At 61.8% G+C, this 25840-nt stretch carries 20 protein-coding genes, 1 tRNA gene and 1 pseudogene; 13 read left to right on the forward strand and 9 right to left on the reverse strand.

Features of this window, described 5'->3' with window-relative positions:
• Positions 1-172 precede the first annotated feature (172 nt).
• The 6 genes from EN846_RS00285 (at position 173) to EN846_RS00310 (ending at position 4775) form a co-directional block, all read left to right on the forward strand.
• On the forward strand, positions 173-655 hold the full coding sequence (locus EN846_RS00285; RefSeq protein ID WP_023679072.1) for a helix-turn-helix domain-containing protein: 483 nt from the start codon (positions 173-175) through the stop codon (positions 653-655).
• 6 nt (positions 656-661) lie between these two features.
• A tRNA-OTHER gene (locus tag EN846_RS00290) sits at positions 662-766 on the forward strand.
• 153 nt (positions 767-919) lie between these two features.
• Positions 920-2116: a toll/interleukin-1 receptor domain-containing protein gene (locus EN846_RS00295; protein WP_245460781.1), complete on the forward strand. Its 1197-nt coding sequence runs from the start codon at positions 920-922 to the stop codon at positions 2114-2116.
• 79 nt (positions 2117-2195) lie between these two features.
• Complete coding sequence (locus tag EN846_RS00300; protein ID WP_236378328.1) at positions 2196-3311, forward strand: DUF4238 domain-containing protein; 1116 nt, start codon at positions 2196-2198, stop codon at positions 3309-3311.
• A gap of 178 nt (positions 3312-3489) precedes the next feature.
• Positions 3490-3999, forward strand: coding sequence for an SLATT domain-containing protein (locus tag EN846_RS00305; RefSeq protein WP_029356699.1), 510 nt, complete (start codon positions 3490-3492; stop codon positions 3997-3999).
• A complete protein-coding gene (locus EN846_RS00310; RefSeq protein WP_095517088.1) occupies positions 3996-4775 on the forward strand; it encodes a nucleotidyltransferase in 780 nt (259 codons plus the stop codon). Before EN846_RS00305 ends, EN846_RS00310 begins: the two co-directional genes overlap by 4 nt.
• Before the next feature lie 416 nt (positions 4776-5191).
• Here EN846_RS00310 and EN846_RS00315 read toward each other — a convergent pair.
• From EN846_RS00315 to EN846_RS00325, 3 genes and pseudogenes are all read right to left on the reverse strand, one after another.
• Positions 5192-5909: pseudogene (locus EN846_RS00315) on the reverse strand (SMC-Scp complex subunit ScpB).
• Between the two features lie 5 nt (positions 5910-5914).
• Positions 5915-6691, reverse strand: a complete 777-nt coding sequence (locus EN846_RS00320) for a DUF1403 family protein (protein ID WP_245460780.1) — start codon at positions 6689-6691, stop codon at positions 5915-5917.
• Positions 6692-7609: 918 nt separating this feature from the next.
• Positions 7610-9529, reverse strand: coding sequence for a potassium transporter Kup (locus EN846_RS00325; protein ID WP_135913815.1), 1920 nt, complete (start codon positions 9527-9529; stop codon positions 7610-7612).
• Positions 9530-10292: 763 nt separating this feature from the next.
• Here EN846_RS00325 and EN846_RS00330 point away from each other — a divergent pair.
• Together EN846_RS00330 and EN846_RS00335 are read left to right on the forward strand one after the other, a co-directional pair.
• Entirely contained in the window at positions 10293-10475 is a 183-nt protein-coding gene (locus tag EN846_RS00330; protein WP_127393334.1) for a DUF3606 domain-containing protein, read from the forward strand.
• 743 nt (positions 10476-11218) lie between these two features.
• Positions 11219-11461: a hypothetical protein gene (locus EN846_RS00335; RefSeq protein WP_127393333.1), complete on the forward strand. Its 243-nt coding sequence runs from the start codon at positions 11219-11221 to the stop codon at positions 11459-11461.
• Positions 11462-11977: 516 nt separating this feature from the next.
• Here the strand turns inward: EN846_RS00335 and EN846_RS00340 are convergent.
• From EN846_RS00340 to EN846_RS00345, 3 genes are all read right to left on the reverse strand, one after another.
• A complete protein-coding gene (locus EN846_RS00340) occupies positions 11978-13216 on the reverse strand; it encodes a pilus assembly protein TadG-related protein (RefSeq protein ID WP_348630815.1) in 1239 nt (412 codons plus the stop codon).
• Between the two features lie 738 nt (positions 13217-13954).
• On the reverse strand, positions 13955-14113 hold the full coding sequence (locus EN846_RS34955) for a hypothetical protein (protein ID WP_189340449.1): 159 nt from the start codon (positions 14111-14113) through the stop codon (positions 13955-13957).
• 1794 nt (positions 14114-15907) lie between these two features.
• Positions 15908-16225, reverse strand: a complete 318-nt coding sequence (locus tag EN846_RS00345; RefSeq protein WP_127393900.1) for a hypothetical protein — start codon at positions 16223-16225, stop codon at positions 15908-15910.
• Between the two features lie 10 nt (positions 16226-16235).
• On the opposite strand from EN846_RS00345, the gene EN846_RS00350 reads away from it, so the two are divergent.
• Both EN846_RS00350 and EN846_RS00355 read left to right on the forward strand, forming a co-directional pair.
• Positions 16236-16679 carry a hypothetical protein gene (locus EN846_RS00350; RefSeq protein WP_245509091.1) on the forward strand — a complete coding sequence of 148 codons (444 nt, stop codon included), beginning with the start codon at positions 16236-16238 and terminating at the stop codon, positions 16677-16679.
• Positions 16680-16814: 135 nt separating this feature from the next.
• Positions 16815-17570: a pseudouridine synthase gene (locus tag EN846_RS00355; RefSeq protein WP_127393899.1), complete on the forward strand. Its 756-nt coding sequence runs from the start codon at positions 16815-16817 to the stop codon at positions 17568-17570.
• Positions 17571-17679: 109 nt separating this feature from the next.
• On the opposite strand, the gene EN846_RS00360 is transcribed toward EN846_RS00355, so the two are convergent.
• Both EN846_RS00360 and EN846_RS00365 read right to left on the reverse strand, forming a co-directional pair.
• A complete protein-coding gene (locus tag EN846_RS00360) occupies positions 17680-18261 on the reverse strand; it encodes a histidine phosphatase family protein (RefSeq protein WP_127393898.1) in 582 nt (193 codons plus the stop codon).
• Between the two features lie 134 nt (positions 18262-18395).
• Positions 18396-19730 (reverse strand): dicarboxylate/amino acid:cation symporter, encoded by a 1335-nt coding sequence (locus EN846_RS00365; protein WP_135898875.1) that lies wholly within the window; start codon positions 19728-19730, stop codon positions 18396-18398.
• A 234-nt stretch (positions 19731-19964) separates the two neighbouring features.
• Between EN846_RS00365 and EN846_RS00370 the strand changes: the two genes are divergently transcribed.
• From EN846_RS00370 to EN846_RS00380, 3 genes are all read left to right on the forward strand, one after another.
• Positions 19965-21833 carry an ATP-binding protein gene (locus EN846_RS00370; protein ID WP_127393007.1) on the forward strand — a complete coding sequence of 623 codons (1869 nt, stop codon included), beginning with the start codon at positions 19965-19967 and terminating at the stop codon, positions 21831-21833.
• A gap of 1 nt (position 21834) precedes the next feature.
• A complete protein-coding gene (locus EN846_RS00375) occupies positions 21835-23190 on the forward strand; it encodes a sigma-54 dependent transcriptional regulator (RefSeq protein WP_127393005.1) in 1356 nt (451 codons plus the stop codon).
• A gap of 171 nt (positions 23191-23361) precedes the next feature.
• Entirely contained in the window at positions 23362-23706 is a 345-nt protein-coding gene (locus EN846_RS00380; protein ID WP_127310107.1) for a hypothetical protein, read from the forward strand.
• 136 nt (positions 23707-23842) lie between these two features.
• Here the strand turns inward: EN846_RS00380 and ggt are convergent, their stop codons facing one another.
• The gene (gene ggt, locus EN846_RS00385) at positions 23843-25582 is read right to left on the reverse strand and encodes a gamma-glutamyltransferase (protein ID WP_127310106.1); all 1740 of its coding nucleotides are present in this window, start codon (positions 25580-25582) and stop codon (positions 23843-23845) included.
• Between the last annotated feature and the right edge of the window lie 258 nt (positions 25583-25840).

A 25840-nucleotide genomic window follows, 5' to 3' on the forward strand; every position in this document is an offset into this window, starting at 1 on the left:
TATCAAGTCATCTTCTTCGGGTGTAGCGCGGGTCCCCGGCCCCTGAATCAAGAGACGTAGGCCGGACGAACCGTGAAACACCCTCCCCCTGAATGCAGAACCGTCCCCAATGCCCTTGCGTCATCACGGGAAACCACCATATCTGGATGCAGTTCACCACAGGGAGCCTCATATGGCCCAGCCAGAAACCGCCAAAGCAGACGTCGACAAGCTACGCACCAACGAGAAGAAGTGGACCAAGGCACTCATGGCCACCGGCTGGAGCGCTTTCCCCAACATCATCATCGAGAAGCAGCAGGCTCTCGGCCTCGATGCGCTCGACATGAACATCATCATCCACTTGGTCCAGTACTGGTGGCTGCCCGACAACCTGCCCCACCCCTCGGTCGAGACGATCGCCAAGGCAATCGGGGTGACGCCCCGCACCATTCAGAAACGCATTGCCGCGCTCGAGGCCCTTAAACTTCTTGGCCGGGAGGAACGGCGCAACACGCCCAATGGCAGCATGACGAACCGCTATCATTTCGATGGCCTGATCGAGGCCGCCAGGCCGTTTGCCTTGGAAAAGGCCGCCGAGATCAAGAAGGCGGCCGAGGAGAGATCGAACCGGTTGAAGCGTAAGAAGCCGCAGCTGGTCGTGGACAACGATGCATAGGCAGATCGTGGCGTAGCTCAGAGGATAGAGCGCCTCGCTTTCGACCGGGGTGGTGCGTGACACCGCTATCTAGGGGCGAGGAGGTCGCAGGTTCAAGTCCTGCCGTCACGCCATTGTCCTCGATATGGATCCCTCGGCTCCGGAAACTCGAAAGATTTCCGGCACCGGACCCATAATCTACCGTGGTTTTTCAATTGGCCTCCCTTTGATATTTGTTCTGCGTATGTTCATATCAAGGGACCAACACGAGGACTCAATATGGGCATGCGATACAATGGCCGGCCGTTTGATTCGGGGGATTTTGCAAAGGATTTTGAAGCTGCGGCTGTCGAGAGCATCAAGGAACAGCTGTGGGAGAGGTTCAGTGCCATTCGCCATCCTGATACAGGCGAATTTCCCACTGTCCTGGTCCTTGGAGAAGCCCTTGACGATTTGCGGCTCAGTATTGAGGGCTCGCCGCAGCTTCTCGCGCTGGTGAAGGACAAGATGAGCGACAATGAGCAGGCGTCGACTGTGTTCCTGCCCCTGCAACAGGGCTCCCCGAAAGCCTTTCTCAGCTACTCGTTCGACGATCGCGAGCTAGCAGAGACGGTCGCGCGCGCCCTGATGGCGGATGGAATCGATACCTGGTGGGCGGAATGGGAGATCCGTTCCGGAGATTCCTTGCGCCGCAAAATCGACGAGGGACTGGGCAACTGCACGCATTTCATCGTGCTGCTGACTCCGAGCGCCATGCAGAAGCCGTGGGTCCAGCAGGAGATGGATGCCGGCCTGGTCCGCCGCATCTCTGGGCAGGCGCGCTTCATAGCCCTTCGCTACGGTGTCGCGGCACGGGAATTGCCGCCGCTTCTGTCGGGCATGCTCTCGCCAGAACTTGATGCCGCGCGCCTAGACGAAGGCGTGCGCAATCTGGTGAACGACATCCATGGCGTGACGCGTAAGCCGCAGCTCGGCGCAGCGCCCATTGCGGCTGTGCAGCCGGCGACGGGTTACTCCAAGGTCGCAACGGCAATTGCCAAGATCTTTGTTGAGGAGACGTCGGATGCAATGTTCTCGCACCCTCAGAAAGGGGTAGATGAGCTGGCGGCCACCATTGAAGCGTCAGAGGAGGACATCGAGGACGCTCTGCACGAGCTGCGCGATCTGGTTTCCGTCAGCTTCGGCCGCGTCTTGCCCAAGGAGGACCTGTTTGCCACATTCGACAAATATTTCATGGATTGGTCGCCCGAAGATGACGCGCTGCGTATCGCTGCCGACCTGATCAACGACCCGTCGATGCCCCACGATACAGGCCAGGTCGCCGAGCGGTACGGCTGGGAGCCGAGGCGCATAAACCCCGCTCTGGCCTATCTGATGGCCCGCAAGCTGATCGTCGACTACAAGGTACTCGCCAGCCAGTACAATTCGATCAGGGTGGTGAAAACGGACGCCACGCGGCGCTTCGTGAAGAGCCGAAGCTGAGGATCCCAATCCGCAGGGTCATGCCCGACAAGGTGCAGTGACCGGGGAGCCCGACCACAGGACCATGGAGCAGTCACCCTTGTTTTTTGGCAAATGGGGAGACGTCCCCATCGATGGCGATGTGAGGCCATTTAGCATCTTCAATCCGGTCCGCAGCGGGGCGGGACGGAAGAACCGAAAACACCACTTCATCTCGGTCACCTATATGGAAGGCTTCGCCGATGACCGCGGCCGTGTCCAAGTCTATCGGGCCGAGGCGCCAGAGGCACCGCTGCCGAAGCAGCCGAGGGCAACTGGGTACGAGAACTACTATTACTCTCAGAAACTCCCCGGTGGCGGTCAAGAAAACCACAGATTCGAAGACCTCTGGAATCCGATCGAGACCGTTTGGCCGGAGACCGTCCGTGCGCTTCAGGCTCGTCGTCTTTCACCGGCTTTATCCTTCAATGTCCAAGGCATGCAAACGATCATGCGGACGCGCGTTCCGGCGACCCGAGATCGCATCGCGCTTATGCTGGAGGCTAAGCTGCGAAGCGAATGCAAGGTGTTCGAGGAAATCGGCAAACTGCCGCCAGAATTGGAACGCTACGCCGGTCAGTTCGACACCGTGCCGGTCGGCGTCAATCCGCATGAAACACTGCTCGCGATGGAGGACGAATTCAAGACGTTCGGCGATCTCTGCTTTCGGCTTGGCTTCGAGGTTCTCCACAACAAGACCGACATCCCATTCCTGACTTCCGACAATCCGGTGTGTACATATGACCCGCGCGAACCGCTGCTCGCACGCACCCCCTATGATCACTCCGGTGACATCGAGCTGATCTTTCCCCTGACCGCCCGCATGCTGGTGCGCGGTTCAAGCAAGCGTCAGCCGTTTGGCGTCCTGACACGGCACCGCGACGTCACGGATAAGCACAAAGTTCGCCGGTTCAATCGAACAATCGCTCAATTCGCGTACCGGATGACGGTCGGCCAGGACCGGTCGAGCGATGCGCTGATTTGTGCCCATGCGCGTCTCGTACCGACGATCAGCACCGAGGTCCGCCGACACAACAATGAAATCCAGATCGTCTGGCGGCATATCTTCGGGCCGAAACCGGATCTTTCTCAGTATATTGACACCCCGGAAAAGGCCTCCCGCCTTGAAGCAAAAATGGCCTTGGCCGCATCGAGCCCCGTGTCCGACGGCTGCTAGCAGCGACGTCGGCACTACGGCGCGCCAAGCACCTCCGGCAGCAGTATTCCCCCAACCAAGCCGCAGCTGTTGCTTCGACGTTCCGTCCCAGACTAACCCGCTGAAAGAAGGGGATAAATTGAAATTCCGCAGCTTGGCCAGGTGAGGCGTGCTAGTTCTCTCCTCCAAAGGAGACATCATGCCCGACGTGACGCGGGAACGCGTGAGAGATGAACTTCTCCGCATGGAAGAAGATTGTATTCATTCCGGCAAAGCGCACTTCAACGCTTCAGCGCGCTGGGCGGTGTGGAACTATGTCTTCGGCATTCCCTCGGTGATCCTCAGCACCGCAGCGGGCGCTGCTTTTTTCAAGGACTATCCTGTCGCCGCGGGTTCTATGGCGCTTTGCGTTGCCGTCCTCACGTCGCTGATGACGTTCCTGAAACCCGGTGAGAAGTCGGCTGACCACAAGAGTTCGGGCGACCAGTACCTGGCGCTACGCAACAATTCCCGCGTTTTCCGCGAGGTCGAACTCGACAACACGCCCGATGCCGAAACCGTGCTGACCGCCCTGAAAGGCTTCACCACGCGGCGCGATGAACTGAACCAGGCAAGCCCTGCTTTTTCAGACCGCGATTTTAAGAGGGCCCGCGATGGCATTAACGCCGGCGAACCCAAGCACGCGGTCGACAAAGGTTCCCACCAATGACAGTCAATAGCTACCTCGTATCCCGTGCAAGCGACGCGGTGCTCTCGGCCGACGAGAAGGCCTCGATCGCGACCTCGGTCACGACCTTGAGCTCCCGGCTGGCCAGTTATTTCACGGTCGCCGGTGATGGCCTAACGTCGCATTTCCGGTTCGGCTCGCACACCCGTGGCACGATCCTTCCCCGCAAGATGGATGCGCACTCGGACGTTGACTACATGATCGTTTTTGAAAAAGGCGGACTGAACCCACAGACCTACCTCACCCGACTGCGTAAGTTCGCCGAGCAGAAATACGCCAACTCCGAACTCTACCAATCGAGCCCCACGGTGGTGCTGGAGCTCAACCATATCAAGTTCGACCTAGTGCCCGCCTTGCTCTCGTGGGGCACGACGTATCAGATCCCCAAGGGTCCCGATGAGTGGCAAAGCACGAACCCGAACGATTTCAACAGCACGCTCGAGACTGTCAACGGCAACAATTCCTATTTGATCAAGCCAACCGTGCGCCTCGTCAAATTCTGGAACGCAGAAGCCGGCTATGTCTACGATTCGTACGGCCTCGAAAAATGGATCGTCGGCCTGGGCTTTTATGGCTGCTACACCCAGAAGGACTACTTCTTCAAAGTGTTCGACAACCTGTCGGCGAACGAAGTGGCCCAATGGCGCAACGACAAGATCACGCGCGCCAAGGACATCATCGCCAGGGTCCGCAAGTACGAAGCCGATGACATGCCGAATTCGGCTGAGATCGAGGTCAAGAAGCTTATCCCGGCGTAGCGAGCAACTCTTGTGATAGCACTTCCGCCCCGGCCAACACGGCTGAGCCTGCCGTCCCTGTAAACGCGATCATGCGCATCACTGATCGCAGGTCGGTCAAATGTCGTGTCCCCTCCCCGTCGTTGGAATGGGCAGCTCGAGCGCAGCCAAGTCAGCCTTTCCAGCGTGCCCGACGCCTTTGAAATTGGGCAGGCGCCGACGCTCCAAACCTCCTATCAGTCGCCTCGACCTAACCTAGGACAACCTGTTGAGGCTCCGCGACTAGCTTGGCGCTTCGGGCGGCAACCGAAGCGATTGGCGGGTTAATGCCGGGGACTTTGTCCGAAAGATGTAGTCCTATTTCGTACGAGATCACGGTTGAGAGGTCAGAAATATGCTACGAATTTCGGACAAAACTCACTCGCAAAGCGGCACGGCTATTTGTCGAGTTCGACTCCGACGTAATCTTGGTCGACAACAAAGTCAGGGATGATGTCACCAGCCAGTAATTTCTCCTTCGACAGCAACCCGGCATCCTCGAGCGCCTCGTCTCCGGCAAATCGCGCAGCGTATCAAGCCCGAACTCCAGCAGGAATTCTTTGGTCGTGACATAAGTGTGGGCGCGCCCGGCGTCGGGCTACGCGGGCCGGAAGCGATCAGACCGGCACCGCGCAGATGACCAATAAAATCGCGACTGATCTCCTTGCCGAAGAAGGAAGAAAGCTCGGCGCGGGTGATCGGCTGGAAATAGGCGATGCACATCAGCACCAGCACCTCCGACTGCGTGAGATCGCCCGCACCCCCACCGCCGCCAACGGCTGTGTCAAATGCACTGCGGATCGCATCGGCATAGGCAGGCCGGGTCAGGTGCTTCCAGCCACCAGCGACGGCAACGAGGTCATAGGGTCGACCGCGCAGTTCTTCGCGGATGTCGTCGATGAGAAGATCAATGCTGCAGCTTTTGCCGACGACGCGAGCCAGCGTCTCGCGGCCGACTGGTTCACCGGCAGCAAAGATCGTGGCCTCGACACGGTTCATCCATTCGCGCCAACGCGCCTCCGGCGGCAGGTGATCCAGCTCCCGGTCAAACAGCTGGTCAGCTGATCGACGGTCATCTGACCGGCTCCCCCCTCGCCTGCGCGCCGCTTGCACCATTATCGTCAGAGCCCGTAGATGCGGAAGGTCGGGCGGCCGGATAGCTCTCGGACGGCGCCTAGCTCGACCAGACGGTCGAACAGGCGGCGCAGCCCACGGCCACTCCTACCGGCGATCTTTTCCGAGGCAACGATCGCATCGTCGGACAGCAGCTTGTCGACAACAAGATCCGCCGCCTTGGCCCTGAGTTTCGGCGCAACAGCAAGCAGCCGGTCCGAGCGGCGCTCGAGCTCGGCGGAAAGATCGATGGCGCGTAGCGCAGCCCGCGCCTGCGCGGCAAGCAGACTTTTGGCACGCTCAGGATCGGTCTCAATGCCTGTCGCCACCGAGTTGGCTGCTGATCTACGCGGGCGGACGCTTGTGCCCAGGGCCGCTTCGGCGCCGAGCAACGGCACCGCGTGTGCCCAACCCAGCCGTTGCGCCAGCAGGGCGTCGGCGAGCCAGGCTCCAAGGGCGCGCGCAAAGCCGTGGCGTTCGGCGATCGCGACGGCGCCGGTTATCATTCCCACCGTCCCGTCAGTGGCGGCTAGCTGCCGAAGTTCGTCCGTCAGGTCGCTTACGCCCTCGTCATAACGCGCGAGACCGAGGCCATCCAGCACCGCGCCGATGCTCGCCTCGGTCAGCAGTTTCTCCGCCTCAAGTAATGAAGCTAGGGTTGGGCTTAGCTCTGTGTCGACTGGCCCAAACAGCTTCTGTACATGACGACGATTGTCTTCGGTTCCGATCAACTCCCGAACGGCGTCTGCAAGGGACTTATGCCCAGCTATGTCGCGCTTTATCATGTCGGCCGAGGTTCCCCGCCTTTTGCGTAACCCGCAGATCAGGGATGGTTGCATTAGGGGAACAAATGCAGGTCCACTTCGGTTAAAGACTTGCAGCGGTCGATCCGTCTCGGTGCAGCCACTGTCGAGGTCCGTGGCCAATTCCTCTCGGTGGCGAACCTCCAACGATAGTTACAGCGGGACTAAAAAGTAGGCCCAATCTCGCGCTCCAGGGCGACGCGGGCCTTCCGTAACGAGACGAGCAGCCGCTCCAGTAGGCCTTCATCCAATTCGGATGCTAGGCCCGAAACGCCCGGTCGTGCTCAACGATCCGGTCCTGTATCGACATTACGGTTTCATAACGAGCTACAAGGCTCGTGAGGACTTCCTGATGATCGGAGGTCATACGCTGCCCGTTCTGGGCAAGGAGCGGGCATCAAGCTTAAGCGTTCATAAAGAACGGCCTCATCGAACTCGCCGTCCGAGAACAGTGCCATTACGCTCACGCTCAGGCGCTCCGCCTGCATGCGGCTAACGGAGATACCTGCCTCGGCGCAGACACGATCAAAGACCTGCTTCAACAAAGCCAGGTCGCTGGGATAGGCAATGCCACTCATTGAGCTGGTGTTACTGACCATAGCTGTTCCTCCCATTAGGGCGGAAGCGTGGCCGTCGCTCAACGGCGATGCCCATGATGTAAATCGCCGATGGAAGCAGGCTACTCCGATTCATGCGGAGAGTCTGGGAAAGGGCTGCTAGAGTTCTGCTCACCGAAGTCGCGCCTCCGAGACAGAACCCAAGCAGCGATCCTTGGGTCAATTCCTAAAGATATCAAGAGTTGGAAACGTACCAAACAGAGGATGGGATGTTTGGTATTCAGTGAGGCGCTTTCTATGGACACGCTCAAGTGGCTTCTCAGCTGCTGAACTGCGGCATGCACTAAATCGCCACCTGTGTCCCGATCTCGACGACGCGTCCGGTCGGGATCTGGAAATATTCCGTTGCGTCGGCCGCCGTGCGCGCCAGCCCGATGAACAGCTTGTCCTGCCAGACCGGCATGCCGGAATTGGGCGAGGCCTTGAGCGAGCGCCGCGACAGGAAGAAAGAGGTCGTCATGATGTCGAACTTCCAGCCCTGCTTGCGGCAAATCGCCAGCGCGCGCGGGATATTGGGCTGCTCCATATAGCCGAAGGTCAGCGTCACCCGCATGAACAGCTCGTTGATCGTTTCCATCTTGACCCGGTCACTGTCGGGCACGACGGGTTGTTGCGCCGTCACCACCGAGAGGATGACATTCTGTTCGTGCAGCACCTTGTAGTGCTTCAGGCTGTGCATCAACGCGGTCGGCGCGCTGGCGGGATCGCTGGTCAGGAACACGGCCGTACCGGACATCAGCTGCGGTTTCCTCTTCAACAGATTGCCTGCAAGGGAATCGAGCGGAATCTCGTTCCTGCGCGTCTTGTCGAATAGATACCTGGTGCCTCTTATCCAAGTCCACATGGTCATCACGATCACTGCGGCAATGGCAAGCGAGGCCCAGCCGCCTTCGAATACCTTGACGATGTTGGCTGCAAAGAAGCCGGTATCGATGAAGACGAACACCGCCATTAAGGCTATCGCGACGCCGAGCGGCCATTTCCAGATGCGCGTCATGACGACATAAAGCAGTATGTTCGTCACCAGCATGTTGCCTGTCACCGAAATGCCGTAGGCCGAGGCAAGCTTGCTGGATTCGCCAAAGCCGACCACCAGCAGCATCACCACGAGCGCCAGTAGCATGTTGACGCGCGGCATATAGATCTGGCCGGATTGTCTTTCCGACGTATGCAGGATTTCCAGGCGCGGCAGCATGTTGAGCTGCACTGCTTGCCTGGTCAGCGAGAAAGCGCCGGAGATCACCGCCTGGCTGGCGATCACGGTCGCCGCCGTCGCCAGCACCACCATCGGGATAAGCATCCGGCCTTCGTTCATCTCGAAGAAGGGATGACCGACGACACCGCCATTCGCCAGCACGAAGGCGCCTTGCCCGACATAGTTGAGCAACAGGCAAGGAAACACGATGGCCAGCCAGGCAAGCACGATCGGCTTGCGCCCGAAATGGCCGAGGTCGGCATAGAGCGCCTCAGCGCCGGTGACGGCGAGAAAAACCGCACCAACCGTGACGAAGGCGACTTCGGGCGAGTTGATCAGGAATGACACGATATAATACGGGCTGATTGCCAGCAGGATTTCCGGGTCGTCCATGATGTGGTTGAGGCCGGAAAGGCCGATGGCCAGGAACCACAGCGCGGTAACGGGCCCGAACACCAATCCTACGCCGCCGGTGCCAAACCGCTGTACCGCAAACACGACCGCCAGAATGGCCAGTGTCAGCGGCACCACATAGGGCTGGAATGTCGGCGTGACGACATTCATACCTTCGACCGCCGACAGCACCGAGATCGCCGGCGTAATGACTGCGTCGCCGAAAAAAAGCGCCGCGCCGACAATGCCGATGCCGAGGATCACCGCCGAGCGCGTCGGGAAACTGTTGCGCGCCAGCGCCATCAGCGACAGCACCCCGCCCTCGCCGCGATTGTCGGCACGGAGCACGAACATGATGTATTTGATGGTGACGGTGATCGTCAGCGACCAGATGATCAGCGAGAGTACGCCGAGGATGTCGCCACGGTTGGCGACGTTGCCACCGGCCGATGCGTGCAACGCCTCTCGGAATGCATAGATCGGGCTGGTGCCGATATCGCCGTAAACCACGCCCAACGCGCCCAGCATCAGCACCTTGGTGCTGTGCTGCTCGACCTCAGAATGGCTCGATTGTTCGACAGGTTCTGCCTCGTTACCAGCATTGGTAAGGGCCATGGACGACACTCCGATAAGCGGGCGGTGCTCTACGCTTGCTGCACTGCAATATCAAGTGCCGTCACGTAATGTCTGCGTCTCGGTATTGCCTATCGCTCGTCGGCTTCGCAGACTCGTCAGCCCCGAAGCGGCTTGGGAATTTTTGCGAGACTATGCTGAAGCTCCGGGAGCAACCATGCCCCGAGCCAGTATCGGATTAGGTCGATGCTCGGGCGCGCGAGCTCAGATGCCGAGAGCTTAAATTAACGCTGTAGCCGTGTAACAGACTGTCTAACAAATGCCGCGAAAAGCTCAATATTTTCAAGGACGTAAGCGTCAAGTCGAAAGACGCTCTCGCCGCCATCTTCAAGTGGTAAGGGCGATCAGATCTCGGGGAAATTGGAGGCAGCAGCGGACCTGCGACTTGCTCAACGCTCCGCTTCTGAGATGAGGTTGGGATCCGATGGCATTGAGCGAATAGAGCGATATCCGGGAACCGAACCAATCCACAGAAATATTTTGTTGGTATTTTTGTTGGCTATCCCTGCTCTTGTGTGGGTGTCAACTATTTGGAAACAAAGCCAGATTTCCTTCGCTTCGAATCCGCCTCTGGGCACCATCACTTCATCAAGCAAAAGCAATAGGATAGTGCCGAAGAGGTGAAGACCGGCGGGCGTTTTCTTGTCGCGTCCTGTTGCAATCAGCTTCCGTTGATTTCCAACGATTTCCTGCGACTATCGGCAAATCCGTGCGACATGGTGTGCGACATACGAGGAGACGATCGATGGCTGACAATAAAAAGCGGCGAGGCAAACAGGACCGCACAAAAATCGCCCTGAATGAACCGTATGAGCTGAACTACTTCAAGCGGAAGCACAGCATAACGAAAGAGCAGGCCGAAAAAATCATCAAGGCCGCCAAGGGGAACAGGCAGAAGGCCAACGAGGCAGCCGAAAAGCTCATGTAACCATCAGAGAGACCCGGCCGTTCTATCGGGTTTTCACCGTCACATGGTACGAGGCAGCGATCCAACAGATCGACGCGGCTATCGCTGCGTTCTATGCCGGCCATTTCGCTGCCACGATCACCTTGGCTACAGCCGCCGAGGAAATGGCGCCGGGCAAACTTGGTGGTTTGTAAACGACCGTGCGCGACAATCCTTCTCGGCCGGTCGAAAGAAGCAAGGACTGGATCGACCACCTCAACGAGACCCGCAACTGGCTCAAGCATCACAAGTGGGAGCCGTGGACGTCCGTGATGATCGCGTTCAAGGATCTGTGGCTCTCGTCCCCAAAGCCGATGCGGCCAGAAGACTACCGTCCTGAAGCAGAAGCCCGGCCACATAGCAGCCGGGCCAAATCGGCATTGTGGAAAAAATTCCACAAAGTTCCGACCGCGCTTTTCAGAACCCCTTCGCCTCCCAATAACGCATGCGGCCGTCCACTCTCTCGACGTCGGCTTACGATAGCGGGCCAGTCCAGCCCGCACCGTCAAGACGGGCCCGACGATCGTCAGAGACGGCTCTGCACGCCTGCTGTGGCCGGTGCGAAGCAGTCGTTATCGCAGCCGCTGAAGACGCCGTCATCATGGGGCTCGTCAAGGATATCCCCGCCGTGCTCGTTTTCTTCCTCGACGTCCTCGCACCAATCCCCGCCCTTGGCCCAGGTCCATGTCGCCGAGTGGGTTCGGTGTCATTGTCGGGTTCCCCGAATGCTCAATCCGTGGCTCGATCAATATGCGTCGGCGCTGGAAGCACATCAGGTGATCTGGCTTCGAACGCTGCGGATTGCCCGCGGGTGTAAAATGGCAGAGCGGGAAGCGAAGCAGATGGTCACTGAGAAAGTCGAGGCAGCCGCGCTCGCCGGCGCGCTCTTCGCTACCGGCTCCGTGGGCAAGATCGCAGCCGTCTACCGGAGGAAATTCAAAGCCAACAAAAAGCGGCTCTCAATCTAGTGTTCTGAAGACGGCCGCTGTTCCTACGCCGCCCTTGCCTCGATCGCACTCTGGCGGGCGTCCCTGGCCAGCGCCATGCATTGCATCGCCCTCGAGCGAGACAGACCGGCTGCTTCTCGACCCATGGCGCGAAGTGCCCGCGCGGCAGGGTTAGCTTGAGCGCCGGCGACCGATGGCCTCCAGGAAGGGCTACAGCGTCGTTGTCGGCCGGATCGGGCTTCGTCGGCGCCATCAGCGTCAGATAGGCCCTGTGGACCGCCTGCTGCCTGTCCAGCGGCAGCTTGGTGAACTGGCGCCGCACCCGAAGGCCAGGACCGCGGTATGGCGGGCCTCGCCCCGCAGCCGGCCAAGGCGCCCATATTGCCAGTCGTTTGGCAGGCGGTAGGTTCCGACGCCCTCGACCTCTATCTCGGTCATGGCCAGTCTCCGATAATACTTGATATTGCTTAAGCCGCGACTTATGGGCAAGGCTGCCGGTTAACCTATCTGGTGGAATGCAGCGCACGACGCCCAGTCTTACTCAACGAGTCGAATGGAGGTGGTCGCCGGAATGTCTTTCATTCCCAGACTCGAGCAGTCCTGGTTGATGTTGGAATTGCCGGACCACTGGATGGTGTCGGCCACCACCTGCGTGCAGCCGTTCTTGCCGGAGAAATTGCCTAGATAGTTGACCTGCTGCTTGGGAAAATAAATCGCTCCCGTAAGCGAGGAGGTGGCGGTGCCGTTGAAGGTACTTTGCGTAGTGGTGCCGGTCCTGTCGCCATAAAACAGTACCCCGGAATACGTGCCGGAGGTCGGCGCGCTCATCGTCACGGTGGCGTTCCCGTTCATGCTGACGGTGTTGCTGCCCGACATATAGATGGTGACGCCACTGCCCGAGATCACTGCACCCGCGTTGATCTTCATATTGCCTTGGAGGACATAGACGCCCGGCGCGAACGTGACGTCGCCGCCGAGGTTCATACCACTACAGTAAGTTCCTGGCTGGAGAGTTTGCGTCGTTTTGTTGCCGTTAACGTTCTTGCAACCGCCGCTGGCTATCGGCGCCGGCAGGCTCCCGAACGGGTCGGATGCCGGCAGGGCCTGGGTGATCTTCGATGTGCATGTCGTGGTCACTGGGTTGTTCAGCACCATGCCGCCCACGGTGATCAGGCAGTCAGCCTGCAGACCGGACGCCCCTTGCACCTTAATGGCGTCCGAGGCTGTTGAGTTGGACATGACCGAGCAGCCGTTCAGCTTGACGCTGGTGCTACCGGAGAACAGCGCCGCCTGCGAGGCTGACTGACTGAGCGCCAGCACGCAGGCTTTGGAGGCATCGGTGACCAGCGCCACCGCCCTCGCCTTCTCGGGCACTTTGCTAGAGGTGAAGATCGAGGTGAAGATCCGGTCGAGGTTCTGGTTGAGGATGACCTCGACCGCCTTCTGGGTCGTATACGCCCCCGACGTCGGCGGCGTGTGGACGGTGATGGTGCCGGTGCCCAGGCCGTTTTCGGTCGCCGATGTCGTGGCAGTCGTGGTGATGGCGGCTGTGTCGGAGCCCCAAGACTTCTCCACCGCGCCGGCATAGGCGGCAGCGTCCGCCGTCGCCTGAAGCCTCAGGCTGGAATAGTACCAGTAGGAGGTCTCGACGCCGAGCCCTGCCCCGCCGACGACGACCGGCAGCGTGAGCGCGAAGAGGGTAGCGACGTTGCCGCCCTCGGCCATGCGCAAGCCGCGAGAGAAGAATTTTCGAACGATACGAGCGAGTGACGCCACGGCAGCCTTCCTCGAAATCAACCTGCAACAATGTGAAAAGCCATGTTGATAAAAGAACAGCTAATATTTTTGCTCTATTTGCAGGGGTTGGACTTTAGTGCCTGGTCGACTGGGCCTTGCGTCCCACTTACGCGAGCATCACGCGAGCGAGCATTCTTTGTCCATTGGTGGGTTGCCCGCGGCGAGGGCTGCCCCCTCACCTCTGGTACCTCTCGCCCGCTAGTTCACTCTCCCTGCCGTCAGGTTCGCCTCGCCATCGCGCTACCGGCGGCGCGGGTCGGCACGTTGCCTTCCCGCTAATGGCCGCATGGGCGCGTACTTGGTGTTGCGCTAAACCGAAACCCGTTGCCGGGGGGAGAGCAGCGGGCCTTGGCTTCATCAATTAGCGCCTCCAGGGATGTTCCCCGCTTAGCGGGACCCCTGCGCAACCGGAAACGACTGAGACACGCTGATGGTAGCAGAATAGACCGGCCTCCCGGCTTCGTCATGGACCGAGACGGTCATGGAATTCATCCAAATCGCTTGAGGCCATTTCGTCGACTGCTATGTCTTGCAGAGCCTTGAGCGCCTCTCGTCGGATTTCGCTCAGGCTATCGAGATCGACCCAGGCATCGCCAAGAGCGTGCCCATTTCTCACAACCTCGAAGAGGTATTTCGACATTCGGACACTGTGAGACAAAGCAATTGTGGCGGCATTCAAATTTGAGGGCCGGCTGAGCACGGCGTCTAGCCCTCCGCCTAGCCGGCGGTCAATGCTTTGTGGGGCCTGACGCCGTGGGCGAGAATGCTGATTTCGGCTTCGGTCAACGTGATCTGATAGCGCTGTGTGGAATTCTTCGAGTAGATGTCGTCAGCAATAATCGAGACGGTCACATCGCCATTTTCGTCGATCTGCACATCCTCGATCTGCAGCGGCGCTGAGTATATGCACTTCGGTGATCCCGGCCTTCGCGCAGGTTGAGCAGACAGTCGCAATGTGAAAAATCCCTTGCTGTAAAATCGTCTGACGCAAAATTGATGCCAGCAATTCGGTCCCGAGATGAAACACTGAAACCTTGGGCTACTCCCACGTTCGTCCTTTTGGATACGTGCCTGCTATTTGGGCAAGAGCGTAGTGTTTCGCCAGCCGGCGCCGCGTTCGCCCCCGAACCCGGCGCCGGTTAGGCCCGGCGTTTGCTGGCCTACCCACGCCAGCCTGCCGGGCCGCTCCCGTTCCGCGCAAATTGGGTGCTCACGGCTTTGAGATCGTAGCCCATGTGCCATCTGGCTGGCATTCGTTGCCTTCATGGATGGCGTCAGTGTTGAAGAATTTTTGTTCGAAGACACAACCGGACGCTGCCGCCTTGCTGGTCTCCCATACAAACGAGGGCGTGCACAACATGACGCCCTCACCTGCGCGAATCGTTGCTCCCGGGAGTAGCTCGTCGATCCCAGCCAGCATCGCGACTGCTCTGGAGCGACTTGTTCTTGGGCGAATGCCGAATGTGAAACCATTAGAAACGCCGCTGTCACGAGCATCATGCGCATGGGTCACTCCTCTCGAAGAAATCACGCAGAAGATAGGCCTGCCCACGGCCAGGCCACGTTAAAGCCAAGAAAGAGCCCGCCGCCATAAACCTCCCTGACAACGGGCTCCACGTCGGGAGCTGTGGACCCGACGGGCGCTGCTCAACCGCGATGCGAGAACTGCGCCATGATCCATCAACTGCGACGCCGCTCAAGAGGTTCCGAGAGAGAGCCCGTGCGCTTTTGAGAAGCCGAACGGGCTGCACTTAAGGCAAGGGCGAGCCTGGGCCAGGCACCGCGCCATGCAACGAACCGGATGCCCGGGGGAATGTGTTCCAGGGCCAGTCAATTCGGCTCGATTAAAGTCCGATATCTATCTGCAGGAAAGCGAAGCCCGCCGCCTCGGGGAGAGAATGCATGCAGCCGGCAAGAAACCATGCAGCGAGCCGTCGAGGACCGAGCGCGGGACGAGGGGCGCTGGTGGCGCCGTACTGCCTAGCGCTTGCGATTGGCCGGATGGGACGGGAGTTGGCCAACCGTCCAAGGCTATCTCGTTCGTGTAACCAGCACTTCCTCTTGCTGCATGGGCAGCGTTCAAGGTCGGGACATATTAGCTAAGATGCATTTAAAGTGATTATTAGGGAAATCTGCAAATGCGGATTCGGTCGAGCGCTTCCTGCTGTTCGCGTTTATTAGCAATCGCTTGCATTACAAGCAAAGCAGGATCATGCTTGAAGAGCGGGCGAAAAGGAGGCCACCAGGCAAGGTGGGTTTTAAGGGGTAACGTCATGGAATCCGTTTGTGTTTACAGCGATGTCTGTTTTCTGTCGGTTTTCGTCAGTGTCGCGACGGCTTTCATTGTTATGGCGCCGTTCGCCGCGACACGCCTTCTTATGTTGAGGGTTCGCGCGCACTCAGTTGGGCAGCTTCAACCGGTCTAAAACGCCTTGGGCAAACCACGCAAAAATGCGGATAATGCTCGCCGGTCTCTGCCTTCTCATCGTTGTTTCGATCATCGCGCTGCTCACGACGTCGAGCGGAATCATGATCTATCAGGTGAAGGCCGGGGACGGATATTTCTGCCGCTACTTCACTGGAATAGGGTCGTTTACCACGCCGTCTTATGCGGTGACTGGATGCCCGAGATTCATCAGTGTCAATCGGTAGCGGGGCCGCGCATCCACATCAGCTATACGTATGCGCGGCGAACGCTTGCACGGTGTTCGAGTTCGAGGCGGCCAGAGCCCGCGCCGCTTCTGCGGCAAGGTTGGTGACGGAACCAAAGGCCGCCTGCATCGTGGCGAGGCCGCCGTAACTCTGATTATCGTCGATGTTGACGCCGGTGAGCGTGAAGGCGCCGCAACCAACCACCTTTGGGCGGCTTGCGCCGGGCGCCGATTGGCACGATGCTGCCGCAGGCGAACCGGGGGGCAGACCGGCACGCCGGATCGGTATGGCTGCTGGAAGATCGATGTCGCGAGCTTGCTTCGCCCTTGTTGCCATCGTTGCCTTGATGATGCCGGTGGAGGCAGGCGAGCGCGCGTCTCATCTGCTCGACCATGCCAGTCTGGCGACTGCCTATGCGCATGAATCGGATACCGTCACGGCCTACACGACCGCCATGGCGCGGTTCCGGTTTCAGCTTGCCGGGCGCTCCGGCGATGCCGACCTTGCGGTCCCCCTGGAACCACGCCTGTTGCGGACGGAATTCAGCCAGCGGACGTGGCGCGCGGCGGACGGCAGTCTCTTGCAGGGCTTCGCCGGCAAGGGCGGTTTCCGGCTGACCGCGGGGAACTGCCTCGCCCAGATCTGCCTGGCCAGCGAATGCAGCGACGACGGCTGGCCGGTCTATGCCTGCAGCGACGGGCGCAAGCGCAAGATGTCCGTCACCGACTTCGTGACAGCAGTGTTCGACGGCGTCTCCTTCCGGCGACTGAGCGCGCCGCCAGTGGAATGACGTCTTAACGCGTCGATCATCCTGCCCGACAGGCATTCGGCAAAAACCGGCCCACCTCACCGCAAACGCTGCGGCTTGCGATCCCGCTGCCGGCCGTGGCATCTGTCGCCGTCCATCGGGAAAGAACGCCGGATCATGGCACGACCGCCGCCGCACAGCATCAGACGACCTCCGGGCGCGGGTGTCAGCCTCAGCCGCGCGCTGTCGAAGCTTGGGCTGTGCTCGCGCAAGCAGGCCGAGGTACTGATCGCGGAGGGCCGCGTGCGGGTGGCGGGCAAGGTCGCGCGCGATCCATCGCTGCGCATCGATCTCGACCGTGACCGCATCGCAGTTGACGGCGAGCAGGTCGTTGCCGACCGCAAGGTCTATCTGATGATCAACAAGCCGCGCGGGCTGGTCACAACCCGCGACGATCCCGAAGGGCGCGGCACGGTCTACGATTGCCTCGAGGGGCTCGACCTGCCCTTCGTGTCGCCCGTCGGGCGGCTGGACAAGGCCAGCGAAGGCCTGCTTTTGATGACCAATGACACGCGCTGGGCGAACGGACTGCTCGATCCGGCCTCGCATGTCGACAAGACCTATCACGTGCAGATCGGCACCGCGCCCGACGACGCCATGCTGGCACGGTTTCGCGACGGCGCTTCGGTCGACGGCGAACTGCTGACGGCGCGCTCGATCGAGCTACTGCGCAGCGGCGGCCGCACGGCCTGGCTGGAGGTCGTGCTCGACGAAGGCCGCAACCGCCAGATCCGCCGGCTGCTCGGCGCCTTCGACGTCGAGGTGTTGAGGCTGATCAGGGTGGCGATCGGGCGCCTGCAGCTCGGCGATCTCGCCAAGGGCAAGGCGCGTCATTTGACGGCGGAGGAAGTAGCGATGCTGGCGGGCGAGTGAGGAGCCGCGTCTAGCATTCCCCTCACCCGAATTGGCGCCGGCACCTGCCTCTTCACCCCCGGGGGAGTAAGTGGCCGCGAAGCGGCTGGATGAGGGGGCACCCGATCGGCTATTTCTGGTTCCACCGGCGGATCACCGGCTCGGTCAGGTCATGCTCGTAGCCGAAGATGCTGAGGCTTGCCGTGTCCAGCACGAAATGCTCGCCGCCGTCAGGCGGCAGTCCGATCCATCGCGCCGCTAGCACGCGCAGGAAATGCGCGCTCGAAAATATGAGCACATTGCCGGCGACAGCGCGAAGCGCCGCGATGATGGCGTCGGCCCTGGCGCCGACATCGCTAGCCTGTTCGCCGCCCGGACAGCCGTCGCGAAACACGTTCCAGCCAGGGCGACCGGCGACGATCTCCTTCGTCGTCACGCCTTCATAGGCGCCGTAGTCCCATTCCTGCAGGTCGAGCTTCTTGATCGCGGCCGCCCCGAAGCCGGCCAAGGTGCAGGTATTGAAGGCGCGTTGCGAAGGGCTCGACCATACGGCCTGGAAGGTGAGGCCCTTGAGCCGATCGGCGAGGCCGAGGGCGGCTCCCTCGCCCTTCGCCGTCAGCGGAATGTCGGTGCGGCCGGTGTGCTTGCCCGAGGCGCTCCATTCGGTTTCGCCATGACGGATCAGGTAGATCTCGGGAAACGTGCTGCTCATGCCGGCCCCTCGCCGCTTGCGACTGGGCCGGACGAACGGCCCGCGCCAGCCTATTCGGCGACCGGCAAAAAGAACAGGCCGCGACCGGTTTTACCGGCCGCGGCCTCTCCAGGCTTGGGAGGCGCCTGACTGGATCAGGCGGGCTGGAGACCCCCGGACAGCGCCAGGTCGGCCTCTTCCGGCAACTGGCCAGCCATGGCGGCGGCGAATTGCGTCTGGTCGAGTTCGCCTTCCCAGCGCGCCACGACGATGGTCGCGACCGCGTTGCCGACGAAGTTGGTCAGCGCCCGGCATTCCGACATGAAGCGGTCGACGCCGAGGATCAGCGCCATGCCGGCGACCGGCACCGAAGGCACGACCGAGAGCGTGGCGGCGAGCGTGATGAAACCGGCGCCGGTGATGCCGGCGGCACCCTTGGAGCTCAGCATGGCGACGAGCAGGAGCAGGATCTGGTCGCCGAAGGTGAGCGGCGTGTCGGTCGCCTGGGCGATGAACAGCGCGGCCAGCGTCATGTAGATGTTGGTGCCGTCGAGGTTGAAGGAATAGCCGGTCGGGATGACCAGGCCGACCACCGAGCGGTTGCAGCCGGCGCGTTCCATCTTGGCCATCAAGCCAGGCAGGGCGGCTTCCGAGGACGAGGTGCCGAGCACCAGCAGCAGCTCTTCCTTGATGTAGCGGATCAGCGCCAGGATCGAGAAGCCGTTGTACCATGCTACCGCGCCGAGCACGACCAGCACGAAGAGCAGCGACGTTAGGTAGAAGGTGCCGATCAGGAAGGCGAGGTTGGCGATCGCGCCGATGCCGTACTTGCCGACGGTGAAGGCCATGGCGCCGAAGGCGCCGATGGGGGCGGCCTTCATCAGGATGGCGACGAGGCGGAAGATCGGCGCGGTGAGCGCCTGCAGGAAGTCGACCACCGGACGGCCGCGATCGCCAACCAGCGCGAGGGCGACACCAAACAGCACCGAGAAGAACAGCACCTGCAGGATATCGCCCTGGGCGAAGGCGCCCGTGATGGTGTCGGGAATGATGTTCATCAGGAAGCCGACGATGGTGGTGTCATGCGCCTTCTCGGTGAAGGTCGACACCTTGCTGGCATCGAGCGTCGCCGGATTGATGTGCATCCCGGCGCCGGGCTGGACGACGTTGGAGACGACGAGGCCGACGATCAGCGCCAGCGTCGAGAAGAACAGGAAGTAGATCATCGCCTTGCCGGCGACGCGGCCGACCTTGTGCAGGTCGGAGATGCCGGCGATGCCGGTCGCCACGGTCAGGAAGATCACCGGCGCGATCACCATCTTGACCAGCTTGATGAAGGCATCGCCGAGCGGCTTCAGCGACGCGCCGAGTTCGGGATAGAAGTGGCCAAGCAGGATGCCGGCGGCGATGGCCGCCAGGACCTGCACATAGAGATGCCTATAAAAGGGCATTTTGCCGCGCGGCTCGGCGGCAGCGAATGTTGTCTGCATGACGTCCTCCGTTGCGCCCCGATCGAAAGGCTCGACCTCCCGGGGCATTTGACCTCCAACAGCCTTGCGACTGCCGACTCCGTCTTTGCAACCCGCGTGCCAGTTTCGACCGACGCGGACTTGCTCTGATTTTGTTAGCTTTTTTCGATCCGCTGGCCGCCCGGTCTGGTGGCGGCGTGCGGCCATCCGCATGGGTCGAATTGTGTTTTGTGCGAAATCATGCACAGATGGGCGATGCTGCAGCGCCCCGCCGCCGGCTCTATTGCCGGCCTTTCTCCAACGCCCGAGCAGCTCGGCAGAAGGGCGCGCCGGGCCTGGCTGCTGTTTGCCGGCGTGGCGCTCGCCATCATCGCCGCGGCACTCTACGGCGCCGGCCTCTATGGCCGCGCGGTCGAGGTCGACGCGCTTGCCGCACAGGGGCGCACCGACGCCAATCTGAAGGTGGCGCTGCTGCGCGCCGTGCTGGAAAACCCGCGCGCGCTGCCGCTGCTCCTGTCCGAGGACCAGCAGGTGCATGACGCGCTGGCTGCGCGCAGCGCTGCCGCGATCGACGTGCTCAACCGCAAGCTCGAAGGGCTGGTGTCCGGCACCAAGGCGTCGGTGCTCTACGTCACCGGCACCAACGGCCTGGCGGTCGCGTCGAGCAACTGGCGCGAGCCGACCAGCTTCGTCGGCAACGACTACGGCTTCCGCGCCTATTTCTCCCGCGCCATGCAGACGGGAACGGCCGAGTATTTCGCGCTCGGCAATGTCAGCAAGCGCCCGGGCCTCTACATCTCGCGCCGCGTCGGCAGCGCCTCGGCGCCGCTCGGCGTCGTCGTCGTCAAGATGGAGTTCGACCAGCTCGAGGCTGACTGGCACGAGGCGAACCGCCCGGCCTATGTCAGCGACGAGCATGGCGTCGTGCTGATCACCAGCGTGCCGTCCTGGCGTTTCATGACGACGGCGCCGCTTGCCGGCGCCACCCTTGCCGAAATCCGCGACAGCCAGCAGTTCGGCGACGCGCCGCTGGTGCCGCTGCCGATCGCGCGGCCGGAAACCTTGAGCGCCGACGTGTCCATAGTGCATGCGATCACGCCGGGCGGCAGCGACGGCGAGTATCTCAGGCTGTCGACGCCGGTCGCCTCGACGCCGTGGCGGCTCGACTATCTCGTTCCGGCCGAGGCGCCGATCGCCGCCGCCCAGCGCGAGATGCGGCTCCTGGCGCTTGGCGTCATCGGGCCGCTCATCGGCCTTGCCGCCTATCTCTTATGGCGCCGGCAATCCGCGCAGATGCGGATCGCCGCCGAACAGGCGACGCGCGCCGAGCTCGAACGTCGAGTCGTCGAGCGCACCGAGGATCTGAGCCGCGCCCGCGACCGTCTGCAGGCGGAGATCACCGACCATCGCAGCACCGAGGCCAAGCTGCAGGTGGTGCAGCAGGAGCTGGTGCAGGCCAATCGGCTGGCCATCCTCGGCCAGGTCGCCGCCGGTGTCGCGCATGAGATCAACCAGCCGGTGGCGACCATCCGCGCCTATGCCGACAATGCGCGCGTCTTCCTCGACCGCAAGCAGACTGCCCCGGCCGGAGAAAACCTCGGCGCAATCGCGGCGCTGACCGAGCGCATCGGCACCATCACAGAAGAGTTGAAAACCTTCGCCCGCAAGGGCCGCACCGCGGCCGAGCCGGTCGAGTTGCGCGGCGTCATCGAGGGCGCGGTGGTGCTGCTCAGGAGCCGTTTCGCCGGCCGACTCGACGCGCTCGAGATCACGCTGCCGCCGCCCGCGCTCAAGGTGATGGGAAATCGGGTGCGGTTGGAACAGGTATTGATCAACCTGTTCCAGAACGCGCTGGAGGCGCTGAACGGCCGCGACGGCGCCAGGGTCGAGGTTTCGGTCGAGGAAAGAGACGGCGTCGTGCTCAGCGTCTCGGACAACGGCCCGGGCATTCCGCCGGCGATCCTCAAATCGCTGTTCACGCCCTTCAACACCTCGAAGGAAAAAGGGCTTGGGCTAGGCCTCGTCATCTCGAAGGACATCGTCGCCGACTATGGCGGGCGCATTGAGGTCGCGAGCGGCGCCGAGGGCACCCGTTTCACCATCCATCTTGCGAAAGCAGCCTAGCATGGCGACCGACCAGCCCGCCCCGGTCATCCTGATCGACGACGACGCCGATCTCCTGAAGGCGACGCGGCAGACGCTGGAGCTCGCCGGTTTCGCGGTATCGGCATTTTCCGTGGCGAGGGAGGCTCTGGCCGGGCTCGACGCCGGGTTCGCCGGCGTGGTGGTGTCCGACATCCGCATGCCCGAGATCGACGGACTGCAGCTTTTCGACCACATCGTGGAGGTAGATCCGGACATTCCAGTCATCCTCGTTACCGGGCATGGCGACATCGCCATGGCCGTGAAGGCGATCAAGGACGGCGCCTACGACTTCATCACCAAACCCTTCGCCGCCGAGCGGCTGGCCCAGAGTGTGTGGCGGGCAGCGGAAAAGCGCCGACTGGTGATGGAGAACCGCGCCTTGCGCGAGGCGGCCGAGCAGGCGCAGGACAGCTTGCCGCTGATCGGCCAGACACCGGCGATGGAGCGGCTGCGCCGGACGCTGAGGCAGATCGCCGACACCGACGTCGACGTGCTGGTGACCGGCGAGACCGGCTCCGGCAAGGAGGTGGTGGCGAGCCTCCTGCACCGCTGGAGCCGCCGCGCGCAGGGCAATTTCGTGGCGCTGAACTGCGGCACGCTGCCGGAGACCGTGATCGAGAGCGAATTGTTCGGCCACGAGGCCGGCGCCTTCACCGGCGCGCAGAAGAAACGCATTGGCCGCATCGAGCATTCGAGCGGCGGCACGCTGTTCCTCGACGAGATCGAGAGCATGCCGCCCTCGACCCAGGTGCAGATGCTGAGGGTGCTGGAAATGCGCGAGGTAACGCCGCTCGGCACCAACGAAATTCGGCCTGTCGACCTGCGCGTCGTCGCCGCCGCCAAGGTCGATCTCGGTGATCCAGCCCAGCGCGGCGCCTTCCGTGAGGACCTCTATTACCGGCTGAACGTGGTGACGCTGTCGATCCCGCCGCTGCGCGAGCGCCGCGACGACGTGGCCCTTTTGTTCGGCTATTTCGCCGAGCGCGCCGCCGCTCGTTTCCGACGCCCGATGCCGGCCGTGCCTGCGGCCGTGCACCGGCATTTGAGGGAGCATGATTGGCCCGGCAATGTGCGCGAGCTCACCCATTTCGCCGAACGCTTCGTACTGGGGCTTGAAGATGCCGGCCACGCCGAAGCCCCTGCCCCGGCCGAATCGGATGCGGCCATGGCGCTGCCCGAACGTCTCGAGCGCTACGAGGCCGAGATCATCCGCGAGACACTTGGCCGCAATGACGGCGATGTCCGGCGCACGATCGAGGCGCTGGGGATCCCGCGCAAGACCTTCTACGACAAGCTGCAGCGGCACGGCATCGTGCGCAGCGATTTTTCCAGATAATTCAAGCGCGTGGAACGCAAGCCATGCCGCAATCGTTGAATGGCGCCCGCAAACCGTGGCACGTCGGCACCAGAAGATGTTGAAGATCGCGGCGGATGCCCCCGGCAAGGCGCGTTCGGGTTGCGCTCGGCGGATGTTGATGGTTTGTTGCCGGGCAGCGGAGATTGAGTGATGCGAGAACCCGTCGGTCATGACGAATATGGGTCGACCAGCCCCTTCGATCCGGACGAGCTGTCGAACTTGAACGCGATCGGCCCGGCCATGGGGAGCGGCAACGATTTCGAGAAATACGCCGTCGCGGTCATCATCGTGTTCGGCGCGCTGATCATTGGCGGGCTGATGGCCGCCTCGATGACGTTCGGCCACCGCAACGGCTTCCTGTTCGCGCTTGGCGGCGCGACATCCGCCTGGATATCGGGCAACGCGCTGCTGCTCGACCGTCCCCGCCTCTATGCCCTGTTCGTCGGCATCGCCGCCCTTATGCTCTTGGCTTCCACGCTGACGCTGGTCATCTGACCCAGGCCTAGACCAGTCCTAGAGCGTTTCATGGAAACGGCGGAACCGCTTTATCTTTTTGGTTTGACGCAATTCCGGACGGAAGGCTACGGCGAAGTCGCCGAGCCTGACCGTTCACACTTTTCCTGAAATTGCTCTAGTACCCAAGCGCCTCGCCCGCCGCGGCGCGGCTGTCGATGGCGCCGTTGTAACGGGCGCCGCCGCCCTTCTCGATTTCGTCCAGGCTCTTGCCGCCGACCAGGATGCCGGCTGCCTGGCCCCAGGTCTTGTCAGCGAGTTCGAGATGGTAGCCCATGCCGGCAAGCAGCCTCTCGGTATCCGGCGACAGGCCGAACGGCTCGACATAGACGGTATCCGGCAGCCATTGATGATGGATGCGCGGGGCGTCGATCGCCTCCTGGATGTTCATGCCATGGTCGATGACGTTGACGATCGCCTCCAGCGTGATGGTGATGATGCGCGAGCCGCCGGGGCTGCCGATGACCATGAACGGCTTGCCGTCCTTGGTGACCACGGTCGGGCTCATCGAGGATAGCGGCGTCTTCTTCGGCTCGATCGCGTTGGCCTCGCCCTGGACCAGCCCGTAGAGATTGGGCACGCCCGGCTTCTGGGTGAAATCGTCCATCTCGTTGTTGAGCAGGATGCCGGTGCCGTCGGCAACGACGCCGGCGCCGAAGGAGCCGTTCAGCGTATAGGTCACCGCGACGGCATTGCCGTCCTTGTCGATGATCGAATAGTGGGTGGTCTCCTTCGACTCGCCGAAGCCTTTCGGCATCAGGTCTTTCGACACGCCCGCGCGGAACGGATCGATCTTGTCACGAATGTCCTTGGCGTAACCCTTGTCGAGCAGCTTCTCGACCGGATTGTCGACGAAATCCGGGTCGCCGAGCGCCGAATTGCGGTCGACATAGGCGTAGCGCATGGCTTCGACCATGACATGCACCGTTCCGGCCGACCCCGCGCCGAGATAGGACAGCGGATAGAGCTCGAGCACGTTGAGGATTTCGCAGATGATGACGCCGCCGGAACTCGGCGGCGGCGAAGAGATGATCTCATAGCCGCGATAGGAGCAGGTCACCGGCTTCAGCTCGCGCACGGCATATTGCTCGAAATCGCCCTTGGCGAGGATGCCGCCCTTGGCCTCGCTTGCCTTGACGATCGCATCGGCGATGGCGCCCTTGTAGAAGGCGTCCGGCCCCTTCTCGGAAATGGCTGACAGAGAGGCGGCGAGGTCCGGCTGGGCGAGCTTCTCGCCGATGCCATAGGGCTTGCCGTCCTTTTTCAGGAAGATGGCGGCCGCCGCCGGGTCCTTGGCCAGCCGTTCGGCGCCGCCGGCGAAGGAGGCGGCGTCGCCCTGGTTGAGGACGAAGCCGTCCCTGGCGTAGGCAATCGCCGGCGCCATCAGGTCCTGCCTGGTGAGCGTGCCATACTTCTGGCGTGCCATCTCGAAACCGGCAACGGAGCCCGGCACGCCGACGGCGAGATAGCCGTCGAGGCTGGCGCCCTTCACCGGCTTGCCGTCCTTGTCGAGATACATGGTCTTGGTCGCGGCGAGCGGCGCGCGCTCGCGGAAATCGAGGAAGGTCGAACGGCCGTCCTTGAGGCGAATGGTCATGAAGCCGCCGCCGCCGATGTTGCCGGCGTTGGGATAGACGACGGCCAACGCGTAGCCGACGGCGACCGCGGCATCGACAGCGTTGCCGCCCTTCTTCAGCACATCGACACCGACTTCCGAAGCGAGATGCTGGGCCGTCACCACCATGCCGTGCTCGCCCTTGGCTGGGGCCGGCGAGGCGGCGAAGACGGCGGCCGATGGCGTGAGGGTGAGGGTAAGCGAAAGGCTGACGGCGATCAGCGTCCGACGGGTGAGTTGCATGGCGGGGACTCCGGGGCGTGGGGGACGCCTAGGAAAGACCCTTGGAGCGCGATAGTCCAATAACAATTGAATAATCGAAACGGCCCGCTGGGCCGGCCTCCGCTTCGGTCTTTGTCCTAAGGATAGGAAATGGCCGAGGTCAGCGCTGCCCCTCATCGCCCTGCCGGGCACTTCTCCTCGTATAGTGACGGGGAGAAGGGGCGCTCTCGTCGGGCTTCGCCAATCGCCAAGCTGGCAGAGCAGACGCCGAGGTCGCAG

Origin of the sequence: Mesorhizobium sp. M4B.F.Ca.ET.203.01.1.1 (genome assembly GCF_004791025.1) — a bacterium.
In the GTDB taxonomy this organism is placed as follows: domain Bacteria; phylum Pseudomonadota; class Alphaproteobacteria; order Rhizobiales; family Rhizobiaceae; genus Mesorhizobium; species Mesorhizobium abyssinicae.

What these genes read in the sequence shown, in the direction of transcription:
- EN846_RS00305 (WP_029356699.1), top strand. Translation starts at nt 3,490, where the DNA reads ATGCCCGACGTGACGCGGGAACGCGTGAGAGATGAACTTCTCCGCATG.
- EN846_RS00355 (WP_127393899.1), top strand. Translation starts at nt 16,815, where the DNA reads ATGGCACGACCGCCGCCGCACAGCATCAGACGACCTCCGGGCGCGGGT.
- EN846_RS00345 (WP_127393900.1), bottom strand. Translation starts at nt 16,225, where the DNA reads ATGGCAACAAGGGCGAAGCAAGCTCGCGACATCGATCTTCCAGCAGCC.
- EN846_RS00295 (WP_245460781.1), top strand. Translation starts at nt 920, where the DNA reads ATGCGATACAATGGCCGGCCGTTTGATTCGGGGGATTTTGCAAAGGAT.
- EN846_RS00285 (WP_023679072.1), top strand. Translation starts at nt 173, where the DNA reads ATGGCCCAGCCAGAAACCGCCAAAGCAGACGTCGACAAGCTACGCACC.
- EN846_RS00330 (WP_127393334.1), top strand. Translation starts at nt 10,293, where the DNA reads ATGGCTGACAATAAAAAGCGGCGAGGCAAACAGGACCGCACAAAAATC.
- EN846_RS00325 (WP_135913815.1), bottom strand. Translation starts at nt 9,529, where the DNA reads ATGGCCCTTACCAATGCTGGTAACGAGGCAGAACCTGTCGAACAATCG.
- EN846_RS00350 (WP_245509091.1), top strand. Translation starts at nt 16,236, where the DNA reads ATGATGCCGGTGGAGGCAGGCGAGCGCGCGTCTCATCTGCTCGACCAT.
- ggt (WP_127310106.1), bottom strand. Translation starts at nt 25,582, where the DNA reads ATGCAACTCACCCGTCGGACGCTGATCGCCGTCAGCCTTTCGCTTACC.
- EN846_RS00370 (WP_127393007.1), top strand. Translation starts at nt 19,965, where the DNA reads ATGCTGCAGCGCCCCGCCGCCGGCTCTATTGCCGGCCTTTCTCCAACG.
- EN846_RS00335 (WP_127393333.1), top strand. Translation starts at nt 11,219, where the DNA reads ATGCTCAATCCGTGGCTCGATCAATATGCGTCGGCGCTGGAAGCACAT.
- EN846_RS00320 (WP_245460780.1), bottom strand. Translation starts at nt 6,691, where the DNA reads ATGATAAAGCGCGACATAGCTGGGCATAAGTCCCTTGCAGACGCCGTT.
- EN846_RS00380 (WP_127310107.1), top strand. Translation starts at nt 23,362, where the DNA reads ATGCGAGAACCCGTCGGTCATGACGAATATGGGTCGACCAGCCCCTTC.
- EN846_RS00310 (WP_095517088.1), top strand. Translation starts at nt 3,996, where the DNA reads ATGACAGTCAATAGCTACCTCGTATCCCGTGCAAGCGACGCGGTGCTC.
- EN846_RS00365 (WP_135898875.1), bottom strand. Translation starts at nt 19,730, where the DNA reads ATGCAGACAACATTCGCTGCCGCCGAGCCGCGCGGCAAAATGCCCTTT.
- EN846_RS00360 (WP_127393898.1), bottom strand. Translation starts at nt 18,261, where the DNA reads ATGAGCAGCACGTTTCCCGAGATCTACCTGATCCGTCATGGCGAAACC.
- EN846_RS00375 (WP_127393005.1), top strand. Translation starts at nt 21,835, where the DNA reads ATGGCGACCGACCAGCCCGCCCCGGTCATCCTGATCGACGACGACGCC.